Origin of the sequence: Paraburkholderia sp. RCC_158, assembly GCF_041355255.1 — a bacterium.
Lineage (GTDB): Bacteria > Pseudomonadota > Gammaproteobacteria > Burkholderiales > Burkholderiaceae > Paraburkholderia > Paraburkholderia graminis.
The window spans coordinates 1-20,149 of the sequence record NZ_JBFUPM010000020.1 but is presented as its reverse complement, the minus strand read 5'-3'; the positions used below and the strand labels follow the sequence as shown (position 1 = coordinate 20,149).

Sequence of the window (20,149 nt, the reverse complement as noted above, 5' to 3'; positions counted from 1 at the left end):
AATAAAAACGGCATGACAGTGGGATAGTGGCGTCAAGCGCCTTGCGCGCCAAGCGTCGCGGCGTATTTACGAAGGCTTCTGACGTATTTTCGACAGGCGCGGCATTGGCGCTGCATTGGCCCGGCCCGATGGCGATTGCCGTTGCCGCCTCCGCCGCATTACGATGCATGCCGCGCCGCATCGCGGTGCTATGCTTGGCTCAACTCTTCTTTCGCTCCGGCTGCATTGCATGAACTCCGCTGAACCGCTTCCCCTTCAATCTATCGACGGTGCGCCGAAGCAGCGCATCCGCTTCGGCATTATTCTTCTGCCGAACTTCACGCTGACGGCGTTCTCGGGTTTCGTCGACCTGCTGCGTCTGTCCGCGGACGAAGGCGACTTCAGCAAACCCGTGCGCTGTTCCTGGAGCGTGATAGGGGAAACCCTTGCTCCGGTGCGCGCGAGCTGCGGCATCCAGATCACGCCGTGGGAAACGTTCGACGGCGCCGAGCCATTCGATTACGTGGTCGTGGTGGGCGGCCTGCTGCATTCGGGACCGGCTGCGAGCGACGCGACACTCGCCTTCATTCGACGCGCTGCCGCCGCCGATGCCACGCTCGTCGGCATGTGCACGGGCGTGTTCTCGCTGATGCGCGCGGGTGTGCTCGATGGCTACCGGATTTGTGTGAGCTGGTTTCACTACTGGGACTTCATCGAGCGATTTCCGTCGGTCAATGAAGAGGCGCTGGTGGCCGACCGGCTATTTGTTATCGATCGGCGGCGTATTACGTGTTCGGGCGGACGCGCGTCCATCGACGTGGCCGCGGCTATTCTGTTGCGCCACTTCGAAACGGCGACGGTGCAGAAGGCGCTGCGCATTCTGCTCGTCGACGACATGCAAAAAGGCAACGCGCCGCAGCCGCATCCGCCGGGACTTGCGCCTGCTGCGCATCCGAAGGTGAAGCGCGCAATTCTGCTGATGGAACAGCACGTGGGGCGTTCATTATCGCTCGACGAACTGGCGCGCAAGCTGGACTTGTCGCCGCGTCAATTGGAGCGGCTTTTCAAGGCACAAACCGGCAAGGCGCCGCAGGCTTACGCGAAGCAGGTGCGGTTGCGCACGGCTGCGTGGTTGTTGACGAGTTCGGACAAAACGGTGGCTGACATTGCTTCGAGTTGCGGCTTTTCCGATGCATCGCATCTGGGCCGCGAATTTCGCAAGCAATTCGGTTTGCCGCCGATGATGTACCGCGAGCAGCGCGGCACCGCGGCGGAGGCGGAAGATAGCGGTGATTATGATGAGACGTTTCCGGGGCGGGCGCAGGCGATTTGATGTATTGAATCGAAGCGTCCAATTCCAAATCTCGATTTGAGGCCCTTATTCATGGCCTCAAATCGCGCAGCACCAATTTTCGCGCCGCATACCTAACGCGGCGCGAAACTCCCGCTTCACTTCCCCGCCACAAACGCCTTAACCGCCGGCAACCCATCCTTCCCATCAAACGTCTTCACCCCGGCAAGCCACTGATCCAGCACCGCCGGATTCGCCTTCAGCCACTCGCGCGCGGCCTTGTTCGGATCCACCTTATTCATGATCGGCATCATCACGTGGTTCTCGATGTCAGTCGTGAAATGCAGATTCGACACCAGCTTCGCGACGTTCGGGCAACGCGTCGCATAGTCGGTCGGCGTCACCGTCATCACTTTTGCTTCGCCATAATTCGGACCGAACACGTCGTCGCCACCGGACAGATAATCGATCTTCATCTGCACGTTCATCGGGTGCGGTTCCCAGCCGAGAAACACAATCGGTTTCTTGTCGCGAATCGAGCGGTTCACTTCGACCAGCATGCCCGCCTCGCTCGACTCCACCAGCTTGAACTTGCCGAGCCCATACTGATTGCTGTCGATCATCTTCTTGATGAGCGCATTGCCGTCGTTACCGGGTTCGATGCCGTAGATCTTGCCGCCGAGCTTGTCGTAATTCTTCGCGATGTCGGCGAACGACTTGATGCCGGCCTGATACGCGTAATCCGGCACCGCCAGCGTGTACTTCGCGCCGGTCAGATTGGGCGTCGGCAGTACATTCACCTGGCCGGCTTTCTTGAACGGATCGATCATCGGGTCCATCGTCGGCGACCAGTAACCGAGGAACACGTCGATCTGTTTGCTCTTCACGCCGGCAAACGTGATCGGCACCGAAGCGATCGTTTTGGTCGGCTTGTAGCCGAGTCCCTCGAGCACCGTCGACGCGAGCCCGGTCGTCGCCGCAATGTCGGACCAGCCGACGTCGGCAAAGCGCACGTCGCGGCACGCGGCAGGTTCGGCGGCAATAGCGGAAGTGACGGACGACACAGACAGCGCGCACAACGACGCAGCCCACAAACGTTTCATGGCGGTTCCTCAGGGTCTCAGGGTGATGAATGCTTGACTGCTCTTTATGCCGACAGCCGCCGCTCCACGCTCGGCGCATGACCGAATTGCGCGCGATACGCCTTGCTGAAATGGCACGGCGAATGGAACCCGCAGACCGCCGTCACGCGCGCGATCGACGCGTCGGTGTTACGCAGCAGTTCACGCGCGCGGCGCAGGCGCAGCGTCAGGTAATAGTGCGTCGGCGATACGCTCAGGAACATCTTGAACATGCGCTGCAAGTGACGCTGCGACAAACGCACGAGCCGCGCGAGTTCGTCGAGCGACAGAGGCTCCTCGATGTTCGCCTCCATCAGCCGCACGACTTCGATCAACTCGGCACGCGTGAAGCCGACGCGCGCATCGACGGGAATGTGCTGGTAGTCGGTCGAGCCGCGAATCCTTTCCACGATGAACTGCTCGGACACCTGCGCCGCCACCGAGTGGCCAAGCCGCATGCCGACCAGGTTCAGCATCAGATCGAGCGGCGCCGTGCCGCCCGTGCACGTCATGCGGTCGCGGTCGATCACGAACAGTTCGTCGGCGAAACGCACATGCGGGAAGCTCTTGTGCAGCGGCGACATGTCTTCCCAATGCACGGTGCAGCGATAACCGTCGAGCAGACCCGCCGCGAGCAACGCATACGGTCCCGTGCAGATGCCGCCGAGCGGAATGCCTTGCGCGGCCACGTCGCGCAGCAGCGCGATCACCGTGTCGTCCACGTAATCGCGCACGTGCCATCCGGCGCAGACGATCAGCACGTCGGGCATGCCGGCCTGTTCGAGCGTGGTGGTCGGCTTGACGGTGATGCCGTTGCTGGCTCGCGCCGGCTCGCCGTCCGGCGTGATGACCGACCACCTGTAGTGCTCCGCGCGGCCGACATAGTTAGCCATCCGTAGCACTTCGACGGCGCTCGTGAACGCGATCATCGAAAAATTCGGCAGCGTCAGGAAGCCGACGTGCGCGAGTCGGGAAAGCGGCGACCCGGACGGGGCTTCTATCGGAGTGATCGCGTCGCGCTTCATGGGCGGCTCAGCTATGCTGCGCCGCCGGCGCCCGGCGCACCTTCATCAGATTGCGCACACCCGAGAGGAGCGGCGCGCGTGCCATGCCGGGCGAGCGGCCGAAGCTCTCCGTGATGCGGTCGAGAATGATCGCGAGCATCACGACCGAGAGTCCGCTCTCGAAACCGAGCCCGATGTCGAGCCGTTGAATACTGGCGAGCACGTCGTTGCCGAGACCGCCTGCGCCGACCATCGACGCGATGATCACCATCGACAACGCCATCATGATGGTCTGGTTCACGCCCGTCATGATCGACGGCAGCGCGTTCGGAAACTGCACCTTGTAGAGCAACTGCCACGGCGTGCAACCGAACGCCTGTCCCGCTTCCACAATTTCGCGGTTCACGTGCTTGATGCCGAGCGACGTGAGACGCACTGCGGGCGGCATCGCGAAGATCACGGTGGACAGAATGCCGGGCACGCGGCCAAGACCGAACAGCATCGCGGCCGGAATCAGATAGACGAACGCTGGCATGGTCTGCATCAGATCGAGCACGGGACGCACCATCATCTCGACGGTGCGGCTCTTCGCGGTCCAGATGCCGAGCGGCACGCCGAGCACGAGGCTAATGAAGGTGGACGACAGCGTGAGGCCGAGCGTGATGACCATCTGATCCCAGAAGCCGGTGCCGTAGATCAGCAGCATCGCGAGCAACGTGAAGAGCGCGAAACGCCAGCCCACCCGCCACAAACCGATGCCGACGAAAAACGCCATCAGCGCCCACATGGGCACTGCTTGCAGACCGTGTTCGACGATCGCCGCAAAGCTCTCGATGACCTTGCCGATGGAATCGAAAGTCTTTGCGTCGTGGTCAAGCAGATAGTGAACGCCGTGATCGACCCAGGCGCCAAGTGGAATGATTTCAGACATGGGAACCTCGATGGCGCGTGAGAACGTGCAGCACGTTCGTCTTGTTGACCGAACCACAGTAGGAGCCGTCTGCTTCGACGACCGGCAGGGGCGCGCGGCTCGCGACGACGCGCTGGACCACATCGTCGAGCGGCGTCGTGCGTCGGATGCACTCGACGTAGTTCAGCTTCGCGGACGCGTTGCCCGTTTCGTCGCGGCACACGAAGCCGCGAATCTTGCGCTCGCTGTCGAGCACGAAAGCGTAATCGGCGCTGCCGTTCAGCGTGGCGGCCACGCTCGACACGTCGATCTGCGGCGAGTGCGCATGCATCAGCGGCACGGCGTCGGTCTGCATCAGATCGCCGGCCGTCAGATAGCGGCTCGTGTCGATGCCTTCGAAGAACGCGCGCACGTAATCGTCGGCGGGATTGGTGATGATCTCCTGCGGCGTGCCGATCTGCACGACCTTGCCGCCTTCCATGATCGCGATGCGGGTGCCGATGCGCATCGCTTCCTCGAGATCGTGCGACACGAACAGAATCGTGCGTTGCTGCTCGCGTTGCAGGTCGAGCAGCACGTTCTGCATTTCCTTGCGCTTGAGCGGATCGAGCGCGGAGAACGCTTCGTCCATGATCATCAGCGACGGGTTCACGGCCAGCGCCCGGGCAAGACCCACACGCTGCTGCATGCCGCCCGAGAGTTGCGCGGGCAGCTTCTGCGCGAACGGCGCGAGGCCGACCTGCTCGAGCACCGTCATCGCGCGCGCTTCGCGTTCCTTGCGGCCGATGCCCGCCACCTCGAGCCCGAACGCCGCGTTCGAGAGCACCGTGCGTTGCGGCATCAGCGCGAAGGACTGGAACACCATGCTCATGTCCTTGCGGCGCAGCGCGGTCAGTTCGCCGCGCGGCACGCTGGCGACATCGCGCCCGTCGATCAGCACCTTGCCTGCCGACGGCTCGACGAGCCGGTTGATCAGGCGAATCAGCGTCGACTTGCCGGAGCCGGACAGGCCCATGAGCACGAAGATCTCGCCTTCCTTGACCTCGAACGATACGTTGTGAACGCCGACGATCTGACCGGTGCGCGCGAACACTTCTTCTTTCGTCGCGCCTCCTGCCAGCATGCCGAGCGCCTGTTTCGGGTTGGTGCCGAACACCTTGCACAGCCCTTCGACCACGACCTTGGGGGAATTCATTGAATGCTCTCCTATGTGGGCCGGAGTTGGTGCAAAGCACTTACTCTGGTCCCATGCAAAGCTGTGGCGGACGTCCGTCCGCGCTGTGCATACATAGTTGCCAGAAAAAAGTGCGACTAGCCGACTATTTGCGACAACCACATGTGGAAATACGACACCTATGTCGCGTGGTTGCTGTCGCGCCAGCGTGGAAGCCTTGCTGGGCAAGGTTTTTACGCATATCGACGAAGTGCGCCGAAGATGTCGTTCCAAGCCAAATGAAGGCTTTTTTGGAGCAAAAAACGGCGAGGAAATACGAAATGCGGGGGGGTCGCGGCGCAACAGACGTTGGTGGTCAACGCCAACTCGCGTCGGGAATCGTCTGGCGAAACGCAGATGACACGCGAAACACCAGGAGACAACGCGTCCGCTAAGGGCTCTCAACGAGCGGCGAGCCATTGCAGCAGCCGCCTGCGAAGGCTGCCGAGGTCAGCGCCTTATCACGCGTTTTTACGCGTGCAGCACGAGCATCGCGCCGCACGACTGCAATGATTGCGGATGAATACCTACTGGCTCGCGCCCGTACCGATGCCCGCTTTTTTCTGCGCCTTCTGCAGATCGTCCGGATAGTTCGGGTCGTTGCGCGACGGCTGATAGCCCGCATCCTCGAGCTTCTTCAACTCGGCATTCTTCTTTGCGCGAGCCTGTTTGCGTGCCGCTTTGCGCTCCGCCTTGGTCGGCTTTGAGGTGCTGCTCGCGCCGGTCGCGCCAGGTTGGGCGGTCTGCGCGTTCGTGTCGGTCGTGGTTTGCGCGGCGGCAAGCGGCATGCCGCCTGCTACCAGCGCGGATACGGCGAGGCCGAGCATCATCTGTTTGATGGCAATGGGCTTCATGGCTAACTCCTCTCAAGTTGGCAATTGCATTCAGTTTGCTCAGAACGCATCGTTCACTGCCGCGGATACCGCGCGATGATGCCATGCACGGCCGCAGTCAGAGCTTAATGCCAAACCGCATCGCGCGTGTTGTTGCCAGCACCTCGGCAGTTCGCGCCACGGCCAGTTTTTTTCTGCATGAGCGCGCGTGCTGAGCTATTGTTTAAGCGCGCCGGGAGCGCCGCCGCGGCACGCTTGAACAAAACAGGACGCTCCCAGTGAGAAGAAAACCGCTCACAGGCGTGTGTTTTTTGCATGCAACGAAGCGACATTAACTTTTCGAGGATGGAGAAAACGTGAAAACAGTCAATCTTTTGAAGGCGCTCGGCATTGCATTGTGCGTCGCCACGGCGTCGAGCGCGTATGCGCAAGCGAGCGATGCGGCAATGGCCGACACGACCGCATCGTCGACTGCGCGCACAAAAGCGGTGAAAAAGACGGACCGCAAGCTCGGTCTCGACGTGCGCAAGGCGTTGTCCAAGGCACAAGGCTTCGACGTGTCGAACGTATACGTTCGGGCTCGCGGCGGCGCGGTCACGTTGACCGGATCGGTGCCTGACGGTGCGCAGATTCCGCAAGCCGAGGACGTGGCGAAGAATGTCGCCGGTGTGAAATCGGTGTCCAACAAGCTGACCGTGGCCACGCCGAACGGCGGAGGTTGAACGCCCGGCTTCACATGATCAACGGCGTCCTGCCGGATTGCATCGGACGACGAAGGGTTTCGCCTCGCACTGCTTTACGCGCATACGGCGCTACCCTTTGTCCCGGTATGTGAATCACAAGCCCAACGGCGCACCGCTCACGCGCGCCCCGCATGCGACGACCTCGCATAGCGCGCGAGCATCCACACCGCGGCTGCACCGGCAGCGAGCATGACGGTTTGCCGCGGATGCATCGACGCCTGCGTGTACAGGCTCGACTCCAGCACCCTGCGCTTCTGTCCCGAACGCTCGCGCAACGCGCCGTCGTCGCCATGATTGCCGTCCGGCGTGCGCGGCGGTTCCTGCGTACGTTGCGAAGCGATGCCGATGCGGCTCATCACACGGTCATAGAGATTCGGCGCGCGACGCGCGAACGTCACCATCGCCGCCGATGCCCCACCGACATACAGATCACGAACCGGCGTGCACGCCGCATGCAGGATCGCCTTGGCGACGATGTCCGGTGCATAGACGGGCGGCGGCAACTTCGGCTGCACGTCGAGATGATTGCGCGCGTGCTCGACGAACTGCGTATGAATGCCCGATGGTTTGATCAGCGTGACGGAAACGGGCGCGCGCTCTTCGATCAACTCCATGCGCAGCGTGTCGGTGTATCCCTTCACTGCATGTTTGGACGCAACGTAAGCGGCTTGCAGCGGCAATGCAATATCGGATAGCTCGCTGCCCAGGTTGATGAGCGCACCGCCGCGCTGCTTCAGGTGCGCAAGCGCGATCATCGATCCCTGCACGACGCCCCAGAAGTTGGTCTCGAACAACTCCTTCTGCTCGTCGATGGGGACATCGGCGCAGCGTCCGAAAATCGAGCCGCCCGCGTTGTTCACCCATGTGTCGAATCCGCCGAAGCGCGCGATGGCCTTGTCCGCGGCGGCCTGCAATTGCGCCTGGTTGCTCACGTCGGCGACCGCGTATTCAACCAGCGCGCCCTGATCGCCGAGTTGTGTGGCGAGCGTGCGGAGCGCTTCCTCGTCGCGCGCGATCAGCATCAGGCGCGCTCCCCTGCTGGCGGCAAGACGCGCGGTCGCAAGACCGATGCCGCTCGTCGCGCCCGTAATGACGATGACCTGCTGGGAGACGGGTTTGAGCTTCACTGTCATGGCAAAGTCCTCGAAAGAAGTAACGAATGGCGGCAGCGAACCGTGGAGACGGCGCGCTGCGCGAGCCGGGTTCGCGTGTTGCAGCATCTCGCGTGCCGACTCGTGTTTTTCGGGCAAATCCCGCGCGCGGCGCCCCGCTCCCGCCAATCGCCGCGCGGCTCGCGGCACAGCATGACAGCCGACCGTCAGGAAGCGTTATGCAAATGAATGGCGATCGAGAGCCAGCGTAATATGCGCGCCCTTAAATCTTAATCATCGAATGCTTCAATGCGCGCAGCCTGTCGGGGCTGCCGCGCGCACGTCGACAGGCACAGCACCATTTCCAATAAACAAGATCTTCAGCGGACTCCACACGTGCATCAATGGAAGCGCTGAACGGCGAAGTCGAATCTGGAGCCTGTCACATGTTGCGCAGAACCCTGTTACCCATCCCGTTTGCCGCGTTGCTGACGCTCGCCGCGTGTAGCGATCACAGCGTCAATTCGACTGCGTCGTCGACGCCGGCTTCGTCGCCGGCGCCTACGGTGACCGCGCAGGACGCCGTGGCGACCGCGACGCCGATCAAGCACGTCGTCGTGATCTTCGGCGAGAACGTGTCGTTCGATCACTACTTCGCCACTTATCCGCAAGCGGCGAATCCCGTCGGCGAGCCGCAGTTCACGGCAGCCGCGGGCACACCGGCGGTCAACAACCTCGCGAACAACAATCTGATCGCGACGAATCCGAATGCGCTTTCCACGTCGCCGAATACGGCGGGCCGCACGGTCGGTGCCGTGACGATTGCCGGTCTCGGCCTTCCCGCCGCGGATCTGCTGCCGTTTCGCCTCGACCGCTCGCAGGCGAACACGTCGAGCCAGAACCACGCGTACGCCGCGGAACAGCTCGCGTACAACAACGGCGCGATGGACTCGTTCCCGCTCTTCACGGCGGCCGGTTCCACCATCGCCGGCAGCACGGGCGCATTCGCGACCAAGGGCCAGGTGCTCGGCTATTTCGACGGCAACACGGTCACAGCGCTATGGAACTACGCGCAGCACTTCGCGATGAACCAGAACGCGTACACCGACACGTATGGTCCGTCGACACCGGGCGCGCTCGCAGTCGTGTCCGGGCAGAACAACGGCGTGATCGTGGCGGGCGGCACGTCGGGCAACGCGATTCCGGATTCGGCCGGCGGCTTCACGATGGTCGGCGACCTGGACCCCACGGGCGACGTCTGCACGCTCGCGGCGAACAGCGCCGTGACGGGCACGATGTCGTCGAACAACAAGAATATCGGCGACCTGCTCAACGCGAAGAACATCACGTGGGGCGGCTTCATGGGCGGCTTCAATCTGCAGACGGTCAACGCAAACGGCACGACCGGCTGCGCGCGCTCGACGTTCTCGCAGGTGCTCAACGCGACGAAGACCGACTACGTGCAGCACCATGCGTGGTTCCAGTACTACGCGAGCACGGCGAACCTCGCGCATACGCGTCCTTCGTCGACGGCGGTGATCGGTGCGACCGATCCGCTGGATAACACGGCAACGCCGGTTCATCATCAGTACGACACCGATGATTTCTTTGCCGCGGTGAAGGCGGGCAACTACCCGTCGGTCAGCTTCCTGAAGGCGCCGGCTGTCGAGGACGGCCATCCGGGCAACTCGGACCCGATCGACGAACAGGCATTCGTCACGAAGGTCGTCAACTTCCTGCAACAGCAGCCTGACTGGAAGAACACGGCCGTGATCATCGCCTATGACGATTCGGACGGCTGGTACGACCATCGCTACAAGGCGCCGACGAGTTCGTCGTTCGACTCGACGACCGCGCAATCGGCGGGCGGCAAGACGGTGGCGGGCAGCGACAACCTGAGCGCGGCGGGCCAATGCACGGCAGCCGGCGCGGTGCAGCCGCAAGGCGTGAACGGCGGCGCGGTCAACGGCCGTTGCGGTCCGGGCACGCGCACGCCGTTTGTCGTGGTGTCGCCGTGGGCGAAGGCCAATTTCGTCGACGACACGGCGATCACTCAAGCATCGGTCGTGAAGTTCATCGAGGATAACTGGCTCGGCGGGCAACGCATCGGCGGCGGTTCGTTCGATGCGACCGCGGGCAGCATCATGAACATGTTCGACTTCGCGGGGTCCGGCAACAATCCGCCGTTGTATCTCGATCAGAACCTCGGCACGAAGCTCGCGACCGCGCCGGCAATCTGAGCGTAAGCGTGAGCCTGGGTTGCGTGCGAACCTTGCCGTCTTTCGACGGCCGCGCGCAACTCACGGTAGAAGCGTAATCAGGCGTCGAGCCAGCCCCTGCATGCTGGCTCGATTCGCTTTTTTGAAGCACTATTCGTCATCATCGCCATGAACCGATCTTCAGACGCCGCCCTGCCGCCGACCCTTCCCGCCGGCGGCGAACCGGGTCCCATTGTCACGCGCCGCTCGCTGCTGAAACTCGCGGCATGGGGCGCTGTGTGCAGCGTGATTGCGGCCGTTGCGCTTGGCGCGTACGCACTGGTTTATCCCGAACGCATGCCGGCTTCTGTCGGCGCAATCGTTGAAGAGATCACCGGCGCGAATCCGCAACCCGTGCATCTAATGCGACCGGCTCGCGCGCCGTTGAGCGCCGTCGCACTGCTCGGCAAGCAGATTTTTTTCGACCCGTCGCTGTCAGCTTCGGGCACGCAATCGTGCGCGTCGTGCCACTCGCCAAAGAATTCGTATTCGCCGGACAATGCATTTCCGGTTCAGCTCGGAGGCGCGCATATGAACGAAGCGGGTTATCGTCCGCCGCCGTCGCTCACGTATCTGTATCGGCAGGCGCCGTTCAGCATTGGCCCCGATCAGGGCGACACCGACGCGCCCGTCGATCTCACGAAACTCGCTTCGCAAGCCGCCGGCGTGCAGCGCGCACAGAAGACCGCCCTCGCCACGCCCGCCGCTCCGGCGATGGTGCCGCAAGGCGGACTCTTCTGGGACGGCCGCGCCGATACTTTGCAGGACCAGGCAATTGGCCCGCTGACGAATCCAGTGGAAATGGCCAACAAGACGCCGGAAGACGTCGCGCACAAGCTGCTACAGACAAAGTACATCGATCAGTTCAAACAGATCTTCGGGCCGGCGATTGCTGCGAACCCGAGCCTGCTGATCTCCGAGGCGATGTTCGCAGTGGGCCGCTATCAGATCGAAGATCCGTCGTTTCACGCATTCACCAGCAAGTACGATTATTGGCTCGAAGGCAAAGCGCGGCTCACGCATGCCGAACTGCACGGCCTGCAATTGTTCAACGATAAGGACAAGGCCAACTGCGCCGGCTGCCACCTGAGTCAGCCGACGAGGGACGGCCTGCCGCCCGTGTTCACCGACACGCAATATGAAGCGCTTGGCGTGCCGCGCAATCCCGCCATTCCCGCGAACAGGGACCCGAAGTTCTTCGATATGGGGGTATGTGGGCCGTTTCGTGATGATCTCGCGAAACAGACGCAATACTGCGGCATGTTCCTCACGCCGACGCTGCGCAATGTCGCGAACCGCAGGGTGTTTTTCCACAATGGCGTCTATCACGACCTGAAGCAGGTGATGGACTTCTACAATCTGCGTAATACGTCGCCGGAAAAAATCTATCCTCGCGATGCATCGGGCCACGTGCAGAAGTACAACGATTTGCCCGCGCAATATCACGCGAACGTGGATGTTTCCGACGCGCCTTTCGACCGCAAACCGGGCGACCAGCCCGCGATGAGCGAGGAGGACATTCAGGACATCATCGCGTTTATGAAGACGCTGAGCGATGGGTATCGCGAGGGCGGCTCATGAGTGAGGCTGCGCAGCGCCTCGCGGGCCGTTGAGGTATTCTTTGCGGTTCCCCGACTCTTGCCCTGCTCCAACCGATGGCCGATTTCCCCTTCGACGCAGTACTCTTCGATTGCGACGGCGTGCTCGTCGATTCAGAACCGATTACGAACCGCGTGCTCACCGAAATGCTCGGCGAATTAGGCTGGCAATTGAGCATCGAAGAGACGATGCGGATTTTCGTCGGCAAGGCCGTGAAGGACGAAGCGCCGTTGATCGAAGCGCGGACCGGCGTGGCGATCACCACCGACTGGCTGATGCAATTCCGCGCGCGCCGCAACGCAGCGCTCGATAAAGAACTGGCCGCCATTCCGGGCGCTGTCACAGCGGTTCGCGCTATTCATGCAGCGTTGAATGGACGCATTGCCGTTGCGTCCGGCGCGGACCGCGTGAAAGTCGAATTGCAATTGACGAAGGCGGGCATTCTAGAGTGCTTCGAGGGCCGCATCTTTAGCGGTCACGAAACGCCCCGCAGCAAGCCATTTCCCGATGTTTATCTGGCAGCGGCGGCGGCGCTGAGCGTGGACCCGGCGCGCTGCGCGATCGTCGAAGATACGGTGACCGGCGCGACTGCCGGCGTCGCGGCGGGCGCGACGGTGTTCGGCTACTGCCCGAATGAATTCGGGCACAGCAGCGCAGCCGCGTTGCGCGCGGCGGGCGTCGTGCAGGTGTTTCGGGACATGAGCGACTTGCCCGGCTTGCTTGCCGCGTGGCGCGGCAAGGCGTGAATCGGGCTACTCGAACGCTGCGTCGATCGGCACGCGGTATCCCACCGCGAGGCGGTTGGTTTCGTTAGCCATGCCAACTACCGCGAGCAGTTCGCCGAACATCTCGTCGGTCATACCCGCACGGCGAGCGGCGGCCGTGTGACTCGCCACGCAATAACCGCAGTTGTTCGTCACGCTCACGGCCACGTAGAGCAGCTCTTTCATTAACGGATCGAGCGCGCCGGGCTTCATCACGTCTTTCAGAGTGTCCCATGTGCGCGCGAGAGTCGGCGGATGCTGCGCGATGTACTTCCAGAAGTTGTTGACGTCGTCGACCTGACGCGTCTCCTTGATATCGTCGTACACGGCTTTGACTTCGGGTGACGCTGCGGAATACTCCACGGCTTTCTGCTGACTCATGGGCTCTCCTGTGTTTGACTGCATGAAAAGTGCGATTCGTGCTCGGTTCGGCAGATGCGACATATGCGGCCTATGCCGCATATTGCGTCTGCGTCCGCGTCTATTGTGCGCGCATTTTGCCGAACAGGAATCGACTATTCCGGCCTTACACTACCCTATCACCCTGGCGTGCGCGTCACCGCAACAGCCGCCGCCGGCGCCGCTGCTTGCAGGTGTTCGCCGCCATCGCGACGCGTCGGCTCCGGACGCGTGGAGCGCTCCGATTGCGCCAGCAACGTACCGACAGACGGATCGATTGCATCGGTGAAAGGCTTCGGATCCAGTCCGATTGCAAGCACCAGCAACGCCATTGCGCCGAGCAATACGAACTCGCGCTTACCGAGATCTTTCAATCCCGCGACTCGCGCATTTGCGATCGCGCCGAAAATCACGCGCTTGTACATCCACAACGTGTAAGCCGCGCTCAGAATCAGCGTGGACGCCGCCATTGCGCCGATCCAGAAGTTAAAGCGAATCGCGCCCATCAGCACCATGAATTCGCCGACAAAACCGGAAGTACCCGGCAGACCGATATTCGCCATCGAGAACAACATCACAAAAGCAGCGAAGCGCGGCATGGTATTCGCAACGCCGCCGTACTCGTCAATGGCGGCAGTTTTCGTGCGATCGTAAAGCATGCCTGTGCACAACAACATCGCGCCGGACACCACGCCATACGACAGCATCTGCACAATCGCGCCGGCCTGACCGATGCGGTTGAACACGAAAAGACCCAGCGTAACGAGTCCCATATGGGCCACGGTCGAATACGCGAGCAGTCGGCGCATGTCGGTCTGCACGAGCGCGAGAAGGCTTGCGTAGATCACGGCGACGAGCGAGAGCGTGATCATCATCGGCGCGAAAAAATGGCTGGCCTGCGGTGCGATCGGCAATGCGAAGCGCAGCAGACCATAGCCGCCAAGTTTCAGCATGCCGATCATCACCGCCGCGCCGGTGGGGCCGTCGAGGTGCACGTCGGGCAACCAGGTATGCAACGGCCACATCGGCACTTTCACGCCGAATGCCGCGAGAAAGCCGAGGAAAATGAGTACTTGCGGCATCGTGCCAAGCCGCGTTTCGCGCCACAGCGCGAGATCGAAACTGTGCGTCTGGCTGTACAGATACAGCATCGACATCAGCATCATCAGCGAGCCGAGGAACGACACGAAAAAGAACTTCACCGCGGCATACGAGCGATTGGAATGTCCCCATGTGCCGATCAACAGATAGAGCGGAATCAACGTGGCTTCGAACGAGACAAAGAACATCATGCCGTCGAGCGACGTGAATACGCCCTGCATAAAGCCGGACAACATCAGAAAGGCGCCGAAGTACTGCGCGGTTCGCTCGGTGATCGACTCCCATGAAGCGACCACGATGATAATCGTCGTTAGCGCGGTCAAGGCGACGAGCCACAGCGAAATACCGTCGACGCCGACGTGCCACGCGATGTCGAATGTCGGCGACCATCGGAAGTTCTCGACAAATTGCATCGACGTGACGTCATTGCGGAAGTTCGCGACCAGCGGAATCACCGGCACGAAACCCGCAACGGCGCCGATCAATGCGAGCCAGCGCGTGCGGCCGCGTGCGGCGTCGGAGCCCGCGCGCAGAAGCACCAGGCCGGCGACGATAGGGATCCAGATAAGTAGACTAAGAAGAGGCAATGGCATGTGCTCTATCGAAACTTGGAGTACAAAACGCCGCCGCAATGCTTTCTATTTGGAAAGTATTGAAGCGAAAATGTAGGCTTCTATTGATCGGACTTGCGTGAATCGGCAGTGCCGGAGTTCACGTTTACCCGCAGTCGAATGACAAGGGTGGAAGGTTACCAAGATAAGAATAATTTTGCATCGCAACAATGCGCCGATGCCGTAGACAATGGATTGTTGCGCCCTTGGCCTCTTGCGCAACGAATAAAAATGTGCGTTTGCACAATCCCGCGACACCTGGTGGCGACGTCGCGCAGTTGCTGAAGGAAGCGGACTTTTGCCGGCTCTTTGGGAGAACTTTTTTGGGTCGCTCAAAGCTCCGCACGCAAGGCACTCGCGGCACTCGTCATACGGCATTACCCGATTGCTCTTTTTCGGCCTCTACTGGAGCGCTTTTTTATAGAGCGCGAAAAATTTTTGTTCTGTCGTGCGCTCGACAGAGGGCGCGAGCGTCAGCCAACTTTCGCGCAATGCACGGCGCGACACTAATAAGCCGATGCGCCGACGCACCTTACAGAAGCCGAATATACTCAGCGATCAACAGTACTTTGCGGACCATGCATGCAGTTTCGTGACGAAGATGCGATACCCGCGCTCGAGTGCCGCGGGCTGAGCAAGAAGTACGGCAGCGGTCGAGTCGTGCTCGCCAATCTGGATTTCACGCTCGCGCCCGGCGAATTCGTTGCGATCATGGGCGACTCGGGCGTCGGCAAATCGACGCTGCTCAATCTGATCGCCGGCCTCGATCAGGCGGACAGCGGCGAGGTGATGATCGGCGGTGCTGCCGTTTCGCGTCTGGATGACAATGCCGCGACGCGTTTGCGTCGTCAGAAACTCGGCTTTGTCTTTCAGGCCTTTCACGTGCTGCCACATCTGACGCTTGCGCAGAACGTCGCATTGCCGCTGCTGTTAAATGAACTGCCCGTTTCCGCCGCGCTCGACATGCTCGCGGCAGTCGGGCTCGAAGGCCGTGGCGACGATTTTCCGCGGCAACTGTCGGGCGGCGAACTGCAACGCGTTGCCATCGCGCGAGCCCTCGTGCATCGCCCTACTTTGATCCTCGCCGACGAACCGACGGGCAATCTCGATCCCGACACAGCGCATGGCGTGCTCGCGTTATTTCGCGCGCAAAGCAAGGCGACCGGCGCGGCCACGATGATGGTCACACACTCGCAGGCCGCGGCCGCGATTGCCGATCGCATTCTGATTCTCAGCGACGGCGCCTTGCATCCCGCATCGCAAGCACAGGCGTTTTCAGGCGCGGAATACGGCTCGCAACCTGCAGCGCGTTCAGTCGATGATGCCCGCTGAGTCGCACCGCCCCACGCGCACGCGCGGGCATCGCACTCTCGCGCGCTGGCTGCTCGGCGCCGAATGGCGCAGTCATCGCGGACGGGCACTCGTTGCAATTGCAACGATCGCGCTCGGCGTAGCGCTCGGCTACGCGGTGCAACTCATCAACAGTGCAGCCTTCAACGAGTTCTCCGCTGCGGCGCGCAGTCTTTCGGGCCAGGCAGATTTGCAAGTACGCGGCGCACAACCTCTATTCGACGAGTCCATTTATCCGCGCGTGGCCACAAGAGCGGGCGTCGCACTCGCGAGCCCCGTACTGGCGCTCGACGTCAGCGTGCATGAATATAACGCCGCGTTGCCGGTGCTCGGCATCGACGTATTCAGGGCGAGCCGCATTGCGCCGGATCTGATCGGCGTTCCGTCAGCCGCGCAGCCGCTCGACACGCTCGCCTCCGACGCCGTGTTTCTCTCCACCGCCGCGCAGCAATGGCTGCATGTGAAGACGGGCGATCAGGTCGTGCTGCAAAACGGCACCGCGCTCGTGCATTTGCGCGTGGCCGGCGGCATCGCCAGAACACGGCCAGGACAACGGCTCGCGATCATGGATATCGCGGCCGTTCAGTGGAAATTCGGCAAGGTCGGCAAACTGTCGCGCATCGACGTGCAGCTCAAACGTGGCGTCGACCGCGAGCGCTTCAAGCGCGATCTGCAGAAAGAGCTAGGTAGTCAATGGATCATTGCGGAAACGCGCGACGTCGAAAGCCGCACTGACAGACTCTCGCGTGCCTATCGAATCAACATGAACGTGCTCGCGCTCGTCGCGCTTTTTACCGGCGCGTTTCTCGTCTTTTCGACGCAGGCATTGAGTGTCGTGCGTCGTCGTGCGCAGTTTGCGATGTTGCGCGTACTCGGACTGACACGCGGCCAGCTATTGCGTCAGATTCTCTTCGAGGGCGCGCTGCTCGGCTTGCTCGGTTCCCTATGTGGCCTCGCGCTGGGTTATGCGCTCGCTGCGGGCGCGTTGCGCTTTTTTGGCAGCGATCTCGGTGGCGGCTATTTTCCCGGCGTGCAACCGCAGGTCGGCTTCGAACCGCTTGCAAGCGCACTCTTTTTGACGCTCGGCATCGCGGTGGCTGTTCTCGGCAGTCTCGCGCCGGCACTCGAAGCGGCACGCGCACGGCCCGCGTCGGCACTGAAGGCAGGCGCCGAAGAAGGCGCGCTCGCGCGGCTCGCCACGCCGTGGCCCGCATTGCTATGCCTGCTGATCGCGGCGCTGCTGACGCAAGCGCCGCCCTGGTTCGACGCGCCCATTGGCGGTTATGTGGCCGTCGCGTTGTTACTTATCGGCGGCATTGCATTGATGCCGCGCGTGACCGCTTTTGTGTTCGGTGCAACGAGCCGCGGTTTGGCAATGCGGCCGCGCAGCGGCGTCGCGAGTACGCTTGCGCTCGCACGCCTTGCGAATGCGCCGGGCCATGCGTCGATTGCAATGGGCGGCGTGTTGTCGAGCTTCGCGCTGATTGTGGCGATGGCGATCATGGTCGCGAGCTTTCGCGTGTCCGTCGAAGATTGGCTCGTGCATCTGCTATCGGCCGATCTCTATGTACGGGTCGCACAGAATGGCGACACCGGCGGTCTCAGCGCCGATGAGCAGCGCCGGCTTGCAAGCGTCCCAGGCGTTGCGAGAGCGGCCTTTACGCGCGCGTCGCATATTACACTCGACCCCGCGCGCCCCGACATCGCGATACTTGCCCGCGAAATCGATGTGGCCGATCCCGGCGCGAATCTGCAAATGACGGGACCTGTACTCGGTATTCGTGATCTGCACGGCGACGAAACACCTGTTTGGGTATCCGAAGCAATGATCGATCTATACGGCTATAAGCTCGGACAGCGTGTTCACTTGCCGATTGGCGAGCGCGGACACGCGTTCGTCGTGGCCGGCGTGTGGCGCGACTATGTGCGGCAAAGCGGTGCCATTCAGATACGGCTCGCCGATTATCGGCGGCTCACCGCCGACATGAGTGCGACCGATGTCGCGGTAAGCGTCGAACGAGGCGCGAGCGTCGAAAGCGTAATAGCCGGATTGCGCGCACTACCGTTCGGCGCGATGTTGCAGATCGCGCAGCCCGGCGACATTCGTGCGCGCACGCTCGTGATTTTCGACCGGAGCTTTGCGGTCACCTATCTTCTCGAGGCGGTCGCGATTGTTATCGGCTTGTTCGGTGTGGCCGCAACGTTCTCCGCACAGACGCTCGCGCGCGCTCGTGAGTTCGGCATGCTGCGGCATGTCGGTGTAACGCGCTCGCAGATCCTCGCAGTACTCGCACTCGAGGGCGGTCTGCTCACGGCATGCGGCATTGCAATGGGCTTCGTTCTCGGATTTGCGATCAGCCTCATTCTTGTATTCGTCGTCAATCCGCAATCGTTTCATTGGAGCATGTCGCTGCATGTTCCGTGGATTATTCTCGGCACCGTTGCACTGGTGATGCTGGCGTCGTCGTGCTCGACGGCCGTGCTCGCGGGACGCGGCGCGGTTTCCGTCGATGCGCTGCGCGCCGTCAAGGAGGACTGGTGATGCGAACGCGGCTGCGGTTGCGCTTGTCGACGACGGGCGGGCTCGTGCGGCGCGCGGCCGTTCTTCGCGTTGCGGTTGAGATCAGGCTTCGCGTTGCGCGGTTTTGGCGTGTACGTCCGCGAGTTTCCGTCTTGTTCCTTTCTACCGTACTCACTGTTTCGCCAGCATTCGGCGCAGCGCCGGAGTTTGCCGTCGTCACAAAAGAACGTCCCATCGTGCTGCCGATGGACACTGGCGCTCACGCCGATTTTCGCACCGAGTGGTGGTACGCGACAGGCTGGCTCAACACGCCGGACAACAAGCCGCTCGGTTTCCAGATCACTTTCTTCCGGTCCGCAACGGGCCACGATGCCGCGGACCCGAGTACTTTTGCGCCTTCTCAATTGATCATTGCGCACGCGGCGCTGAGTGATCCGGCACTGGGTCATCTCGTGCACGATCAACGGATTGCGCGCCAGGGGTTCGGGCTTGCGTATGCGAAGCCCGCCAACACCGACGTAAAGCTCGATGCATGGAAAATCGTCCGTGCCGCGGATGGCCGCTACGATGTCGCCGTCGATGCGGGCGAATTCACGTTGCATCTCACGCTAACACCGACACAGGCACCGTTGATTCAAGGCGAGCGCGGCTACTCCCGCAAGGGCCCGCGACAGGAACAGGCGAGCTACTACTACAGCGAGCCGCAACTGTGTGTGTCGGGCAGCGTGACAAGGCCCGTCACTGGAGGCGGTTCATCGCAAGCTGCCACTGCGGTAACGGGCATTGCGTGGCTCGATCACGAATGGTCGAGCACCCTGCTCGATGCGAATGCAGTGGGATGGGACTGGTTGGGCGCTAATCTGTTCGACGGGTCGGCTTTAATGGCCTTCAAGGTGCGCGGCCGCGACGGACACGCTATTTGGGCGCACGCTGCAATGCGCGATCGTGATGGACATGTCACGACTTTCGCCCCGAACGAGGTCGAGTTCACGCCGCGCCGCACGTGGCGTTCACCGCGCACCAACACGCCGTATCCGGTCGCGATGACGGTGAGGACCGGCGCGCTGACATGGCAGCTCGATCCGCTGATGGACGATCAGGAACTGGACTCGCGGCAGTCCACCGGCGCGGTGTACTGGGAAGGCGCGGCGCGGGTGAGCCGCGATGGTACTGAGCTCGGGCGGGCGTATCTGGAACTGACCGGCTATGCGGGCGCTCTGCGCATGGGCGGGCCGTGACGGCGCCGTATTTTCCAGCGCCGTAAACGCAGAAACCCCACCTTTGCGGGGTGGGGTTTCTGACACTGCTGGGGAGCCTGACGATTACCTACTTTCACACGGGTAATCCGCACTATCATCGGC

Annotated in this window: 16 protein-coding genes; 8 read left to right on the top strand and 8 right to left on the bottom strand. The window is 62.0% G+C overall.

Features of this window, described 5'->3' with window-relative positions; translation table 11 throughout:
• Positions 1-229: 229 nt before the first annotated feature.
• Positions 230-1,312, top strand: a complete 1,083-nt coding sequence (locus tag AB6809_RS28315) for a GlxA family transcriptional regulator (RefSeq protein WP_006052196.1) — start codon at positions 230-232, stop codon at positions 1,310-1,312.
• A gap of 116 nt (positions 1,313-1,428) precedes the next feature.
• On the opposite strand, the gene AB6809_RS28310 is transcribed toward AB6809_RS28315, so the two are convergent.
• From AB6809_RS28310 to AB6809_RS28290, 5 genes are all read right to left on the bottom strand, one after another.
• A complete protein-coding gene (locus AB6809_RS28310; RefSeq protein WP_006052197.1) occupies positions 1,429-2,373 on the bottom strand; it encodes a choline ABC transporter substrate-binding protein in 945 nt (314 codons plus the stop codon).
• Positions 2,374-2,417: 44 nt separating this feature from the next.
• Positions 2,418-3,416: a GlxA family transcriptional regulator gene (locus AB6809_RS28305; RefSeq protein WP_053860604.1), complete on the bottom strand. Its 999-nt coding sequence runs from the start codon at positions 3,414-3,416 to the stop codon at positions 2,418-2,420.
• A gap of 7 nt (positions 3,417-3,423) precedes the next feature.
• Positions 3,424-4,326, bottom strand: coding sequence for a choline ABC transporter permease subunit (gene choW / locus AB6809_RS28300; protein ID WP_006052199.1), 903 nt, complete (start codon positions 4,324-4,326; stop codon positions 3,424-3,426).
• The gene (locus tag AB6809_RS28295) at positions 4,319-5,500 is read right to left on the bottom strand and encodes a glycine betaine/L-proline ABC transporter ATP-binding protein (protein ID WP_006052200.1); all 1,182 of its coding nucleotides are present in this window, start codon (positions 5,498-5,500) and stop codon (positions 4,319-4,321) included. Before AB6809_RS28295 ends, choW begins: the two co-directional genes overlap by 8 nt.
• A 545-nt stretch (positions 5,501-6,045) precedes the next feature.
• Positions 6,046-6,372 (bottom strand): hypothetical protein, encoded by a 327-nt coding sequence (locus AB6809_RS28290; RefSeq protein WP_310031777.1) that lies wholly within the window; start codon positions 6,370-6,372, stop codon positions 6,046-6,048.
• Positions 6,373-6,707: 335 nt separating this feature from the next.
• Between AB6809_RS28290 and AB6809_RS28285 the strand changes: the two genes are divergently transcribed.
• A complete protein-coding gene (locus AB6809_RS28285; protein WP_006052202.1) occupies positions 6,708-7,073 on the top strand; it encodes a BON domain-containing protein in 366 nt (121 codons plus the stop codon).
• A 137-nt stretch (positions 7,074-7,210) separates the two neighbouring features.
• Here AB6809_RS28285 and AB6809_RS28280 read toward each other — a convergent pair whose 3' ends face one another.
• Positions 7,211-8,227, bottom strand: a complete 1,017-nt coding sequence (locus AB6809_RS28280; RefSeq protein WP_310031779.1) for an SDR family oxidoreductase — start codon at positions 8,225-8,227, stop codon at positions 7,211-7,213.
• Positions 8,228-8,631: 404 nt separating this feature from the next.
• Between AB6809_RS28280 and AB6809_RS28275 the strand changes: the two genes are divergently transcribed.
• From AB6809_RS28275 to AB6809_RS28265, 3 genes are all read left to right on the top strand, one after another.
• Positions 8,632-10,425 (top strand): phospholipase C, encoded by a 1,794-nt coding sequence (locus AB6809_RS28275; RefSeq protein WP_006052204.1) that lies wholly within the window; start codon positions 8,632-8,634, stop codon positions 10,423-10,425.
• Positions 10,426-10,572: 147 nt separating this feature from the next.
• Positions 10,573-12,024, top strand: coding sequence for a cytochrome c peroxidase (locus AB6809_RS28270; protein WP_310031781.1), 1,452 nt, complete (start codon positions 10,573-10,575; stop codon positions 12,022-12,024).
• 74 nt (positions 12,025-12,098) lie between these two features.
• Complete coding sequence (locus tag AB6809_RS28265) at positions 12,099-12,788, top strand: HAD family phosphatase (protein WP_006052206.1); 690 nt, start codon at positions 12,099-12,101, stop codon at positions 12,786-12,788.
• A gap of 6 nt (positions 12,789-12,794) precedes the next feature.
• Here AB6809_RS28265 and AB6809_RS28260 read toward each other — a convergent pair whose 3' ends face one another.
• Positions 12,795-13,187, bottom strand: coding sequence for a carboxymuconolactone decarboxylase family protein (locus tag AB6809_RS28260; protein ID WP_006052207.1), 393 nt, complete (start codon positions 13,185-13,187; stop codon positions 12,795-12,797).
• 158 nt (positions 13,188-13,345) lie between these two features.
• On the bottom strand, positions 13,346-14,899 hold the full coding sequence (locus tag AB6809_RS28255) for an NADH-quinone oxidoreductase subunit M (protein ID WP_310031783.1): 1,554 nt from the start codon (positions 14,897-14,899) through the stop codon (positions 13,346-13,348).
• 600 nt (positions 14,900-15,499) lie between these two features.
• Between AB6809_RS28255 and AB6809_RS28250 the strand changes: the two genes are divergently transcribed.
• From AB6809_RS28250 to AB6809_RS28240, 3 genes are read left to right on the top strand one after another with little or no spacing between them, the layout of a single operon-like run.
• Positions 15,500-16,249 carry an ABC transporter ATP-binding protein gene (locus tag AB6809_RS28250; protein WP_310031785.1) on the top strand — a complete coding sequence of 250 codons (750 nt, stop codon included), beginning with the start codon at positions 15,500-15,502 and terminating at the stop codon, positions 16,247-16,249.
• Complete coding sequence (locus AB6809_RS28245; RefSeq protein WP_310031787.1) at positions 16,236-18,809, top strand: FtsX-like permease family protein; 2,574 nt, start codon at positions 16,236-16,238, stop codon at positions 18,807-18,809. Before AB6809_RS28250 ends, AB6809_RS28245 begins: the two co-directional genes overlap by 14 nt.
• The gene (locus tag AB6809_RS28240) at positions 18,809-20,026 is read left to right on the top strand and encodes a carotenoid 1,2-hydratase (RefSeq protein ID WP_310031788.1); all 1,218 of its coding nucleotides are present in this window, start codon (positions 18,809-18,811) and stop codon (positions 20,024-20,026) included. The genes AB6809_RS28245 and AB6809_RS28240 overlap by 1 nt, the downstream gene beginning before the upstream one ends.
• The last annotated feature ends 123 nt before the right edge of the window (positions 20,027-20,149 follow it).

Bases quoted from the DNA above. Each gene is read 5' to 3' on its own strand.
- AB6809_RS28315 (WP_006052196.1), top strand. From the start codon at position 230: ATGAACTCCGCTGAACCGCTTCCCCTTCAATCTATCGACGGTGCGCCG.
- AB6809_RS28310 (WP_006052197.1), bottom strand. From the start codon at position 2,373: ATGAAACGTTTGTGGGCTGCGTCGTTGTGCGCGCTGTCTGTGTCGTCC.
- AB6809_RS28305 (WP_053860604.1), bottom strand. From the start codon at position 3,416: ATGAAGCGCGACGCGATCACTCCGATAGAAGCCCCGTCCGGGTCGCCG.
- choW (WP_006052199.1), bottom strand. From the start codon at position 4,326: ATGTCTGAAATCATTCCACTTGGCGCCTGGGTCGATCACGGCGTTCAC.
- AB6809_RS28295 (WP_006052200.1), bottom strand. From the start codon at position 5,500: ATGAATTCCCCCAAGGTCGTGGTCGAAGGGCTGTGCAAGGTGTTCGGC.
- AB6809_RS28290 (WP_310031777.1), bottom strand. From the start codon at position 6,372: ATGAAGCCCATTGCCATCAAACAGATGATGCTCGGCCTCGCCGTATCC.
- AB6809_RS28280 (WP_310031779.1), bottom strand. From the start codon at position 8,227: ATGACAGTGAAGCTCAAACCCGTCTCCCAGCAGGTCATCGTCATTACG.
- AB6809_RS28275 (WP_006052204.1), top strand. From the start codon at position 8,632: ATGTTGCGCAGAACCCTGTTACCCATCCCGTTTGCCGCGTTGCTGACG.
- AB6809_RS28270 (WP_310031781.1), top strand. From the start codon at position 10,573: ATGAACCGATCTTCAGACGCCGCCCTGCCGCCGACCCTTCCCGCCGGC.
- AB6809_RS28265 (WP_006052206.1), top strand. From the start codon at position 12,099: ATGGCCGATTTCCCCTTCGACGCAGTACTCTTCGATTGCGACGGCGTG.
- AB6809_RS28260 (WP_006052207.1), bottom strand. From the start codon at position 13,187: ATGAGTCAGCAGAAAGCCGTGGAGTATTCCGCAGCGTCACCCGAAGTC.
- AB6809_RS28255 (WP_310031783.1), bottom strand. From the start codon at position 14,899: ATGCCATTGCCTCTTCTTAGTCTACTTATCTGGATCCCTATCGTCGCC.
- AB6809_RS28250 (WP_310031785.1), top strand. From the start codon at position 15,500: ATGCAGTTTCGTGACGAAGATGCGATACCCGCGCTCGAGTGCCGCGGG.
- AB6809_RS28245 (WP_310031787.1), top strand. From the start codon at position 16,236: ATGATGCCCGCTGAGTCGCACCGCCCCACGCGCACGCGCGGGCATCGC.
- AB6809_RS28240 (WP_310031788.1), top strand. From the start codon at position 18,809: ATGCGAACGCGGCTGCGGTTGCGCTTGTCGACGACGGGCGGGCTCGTG.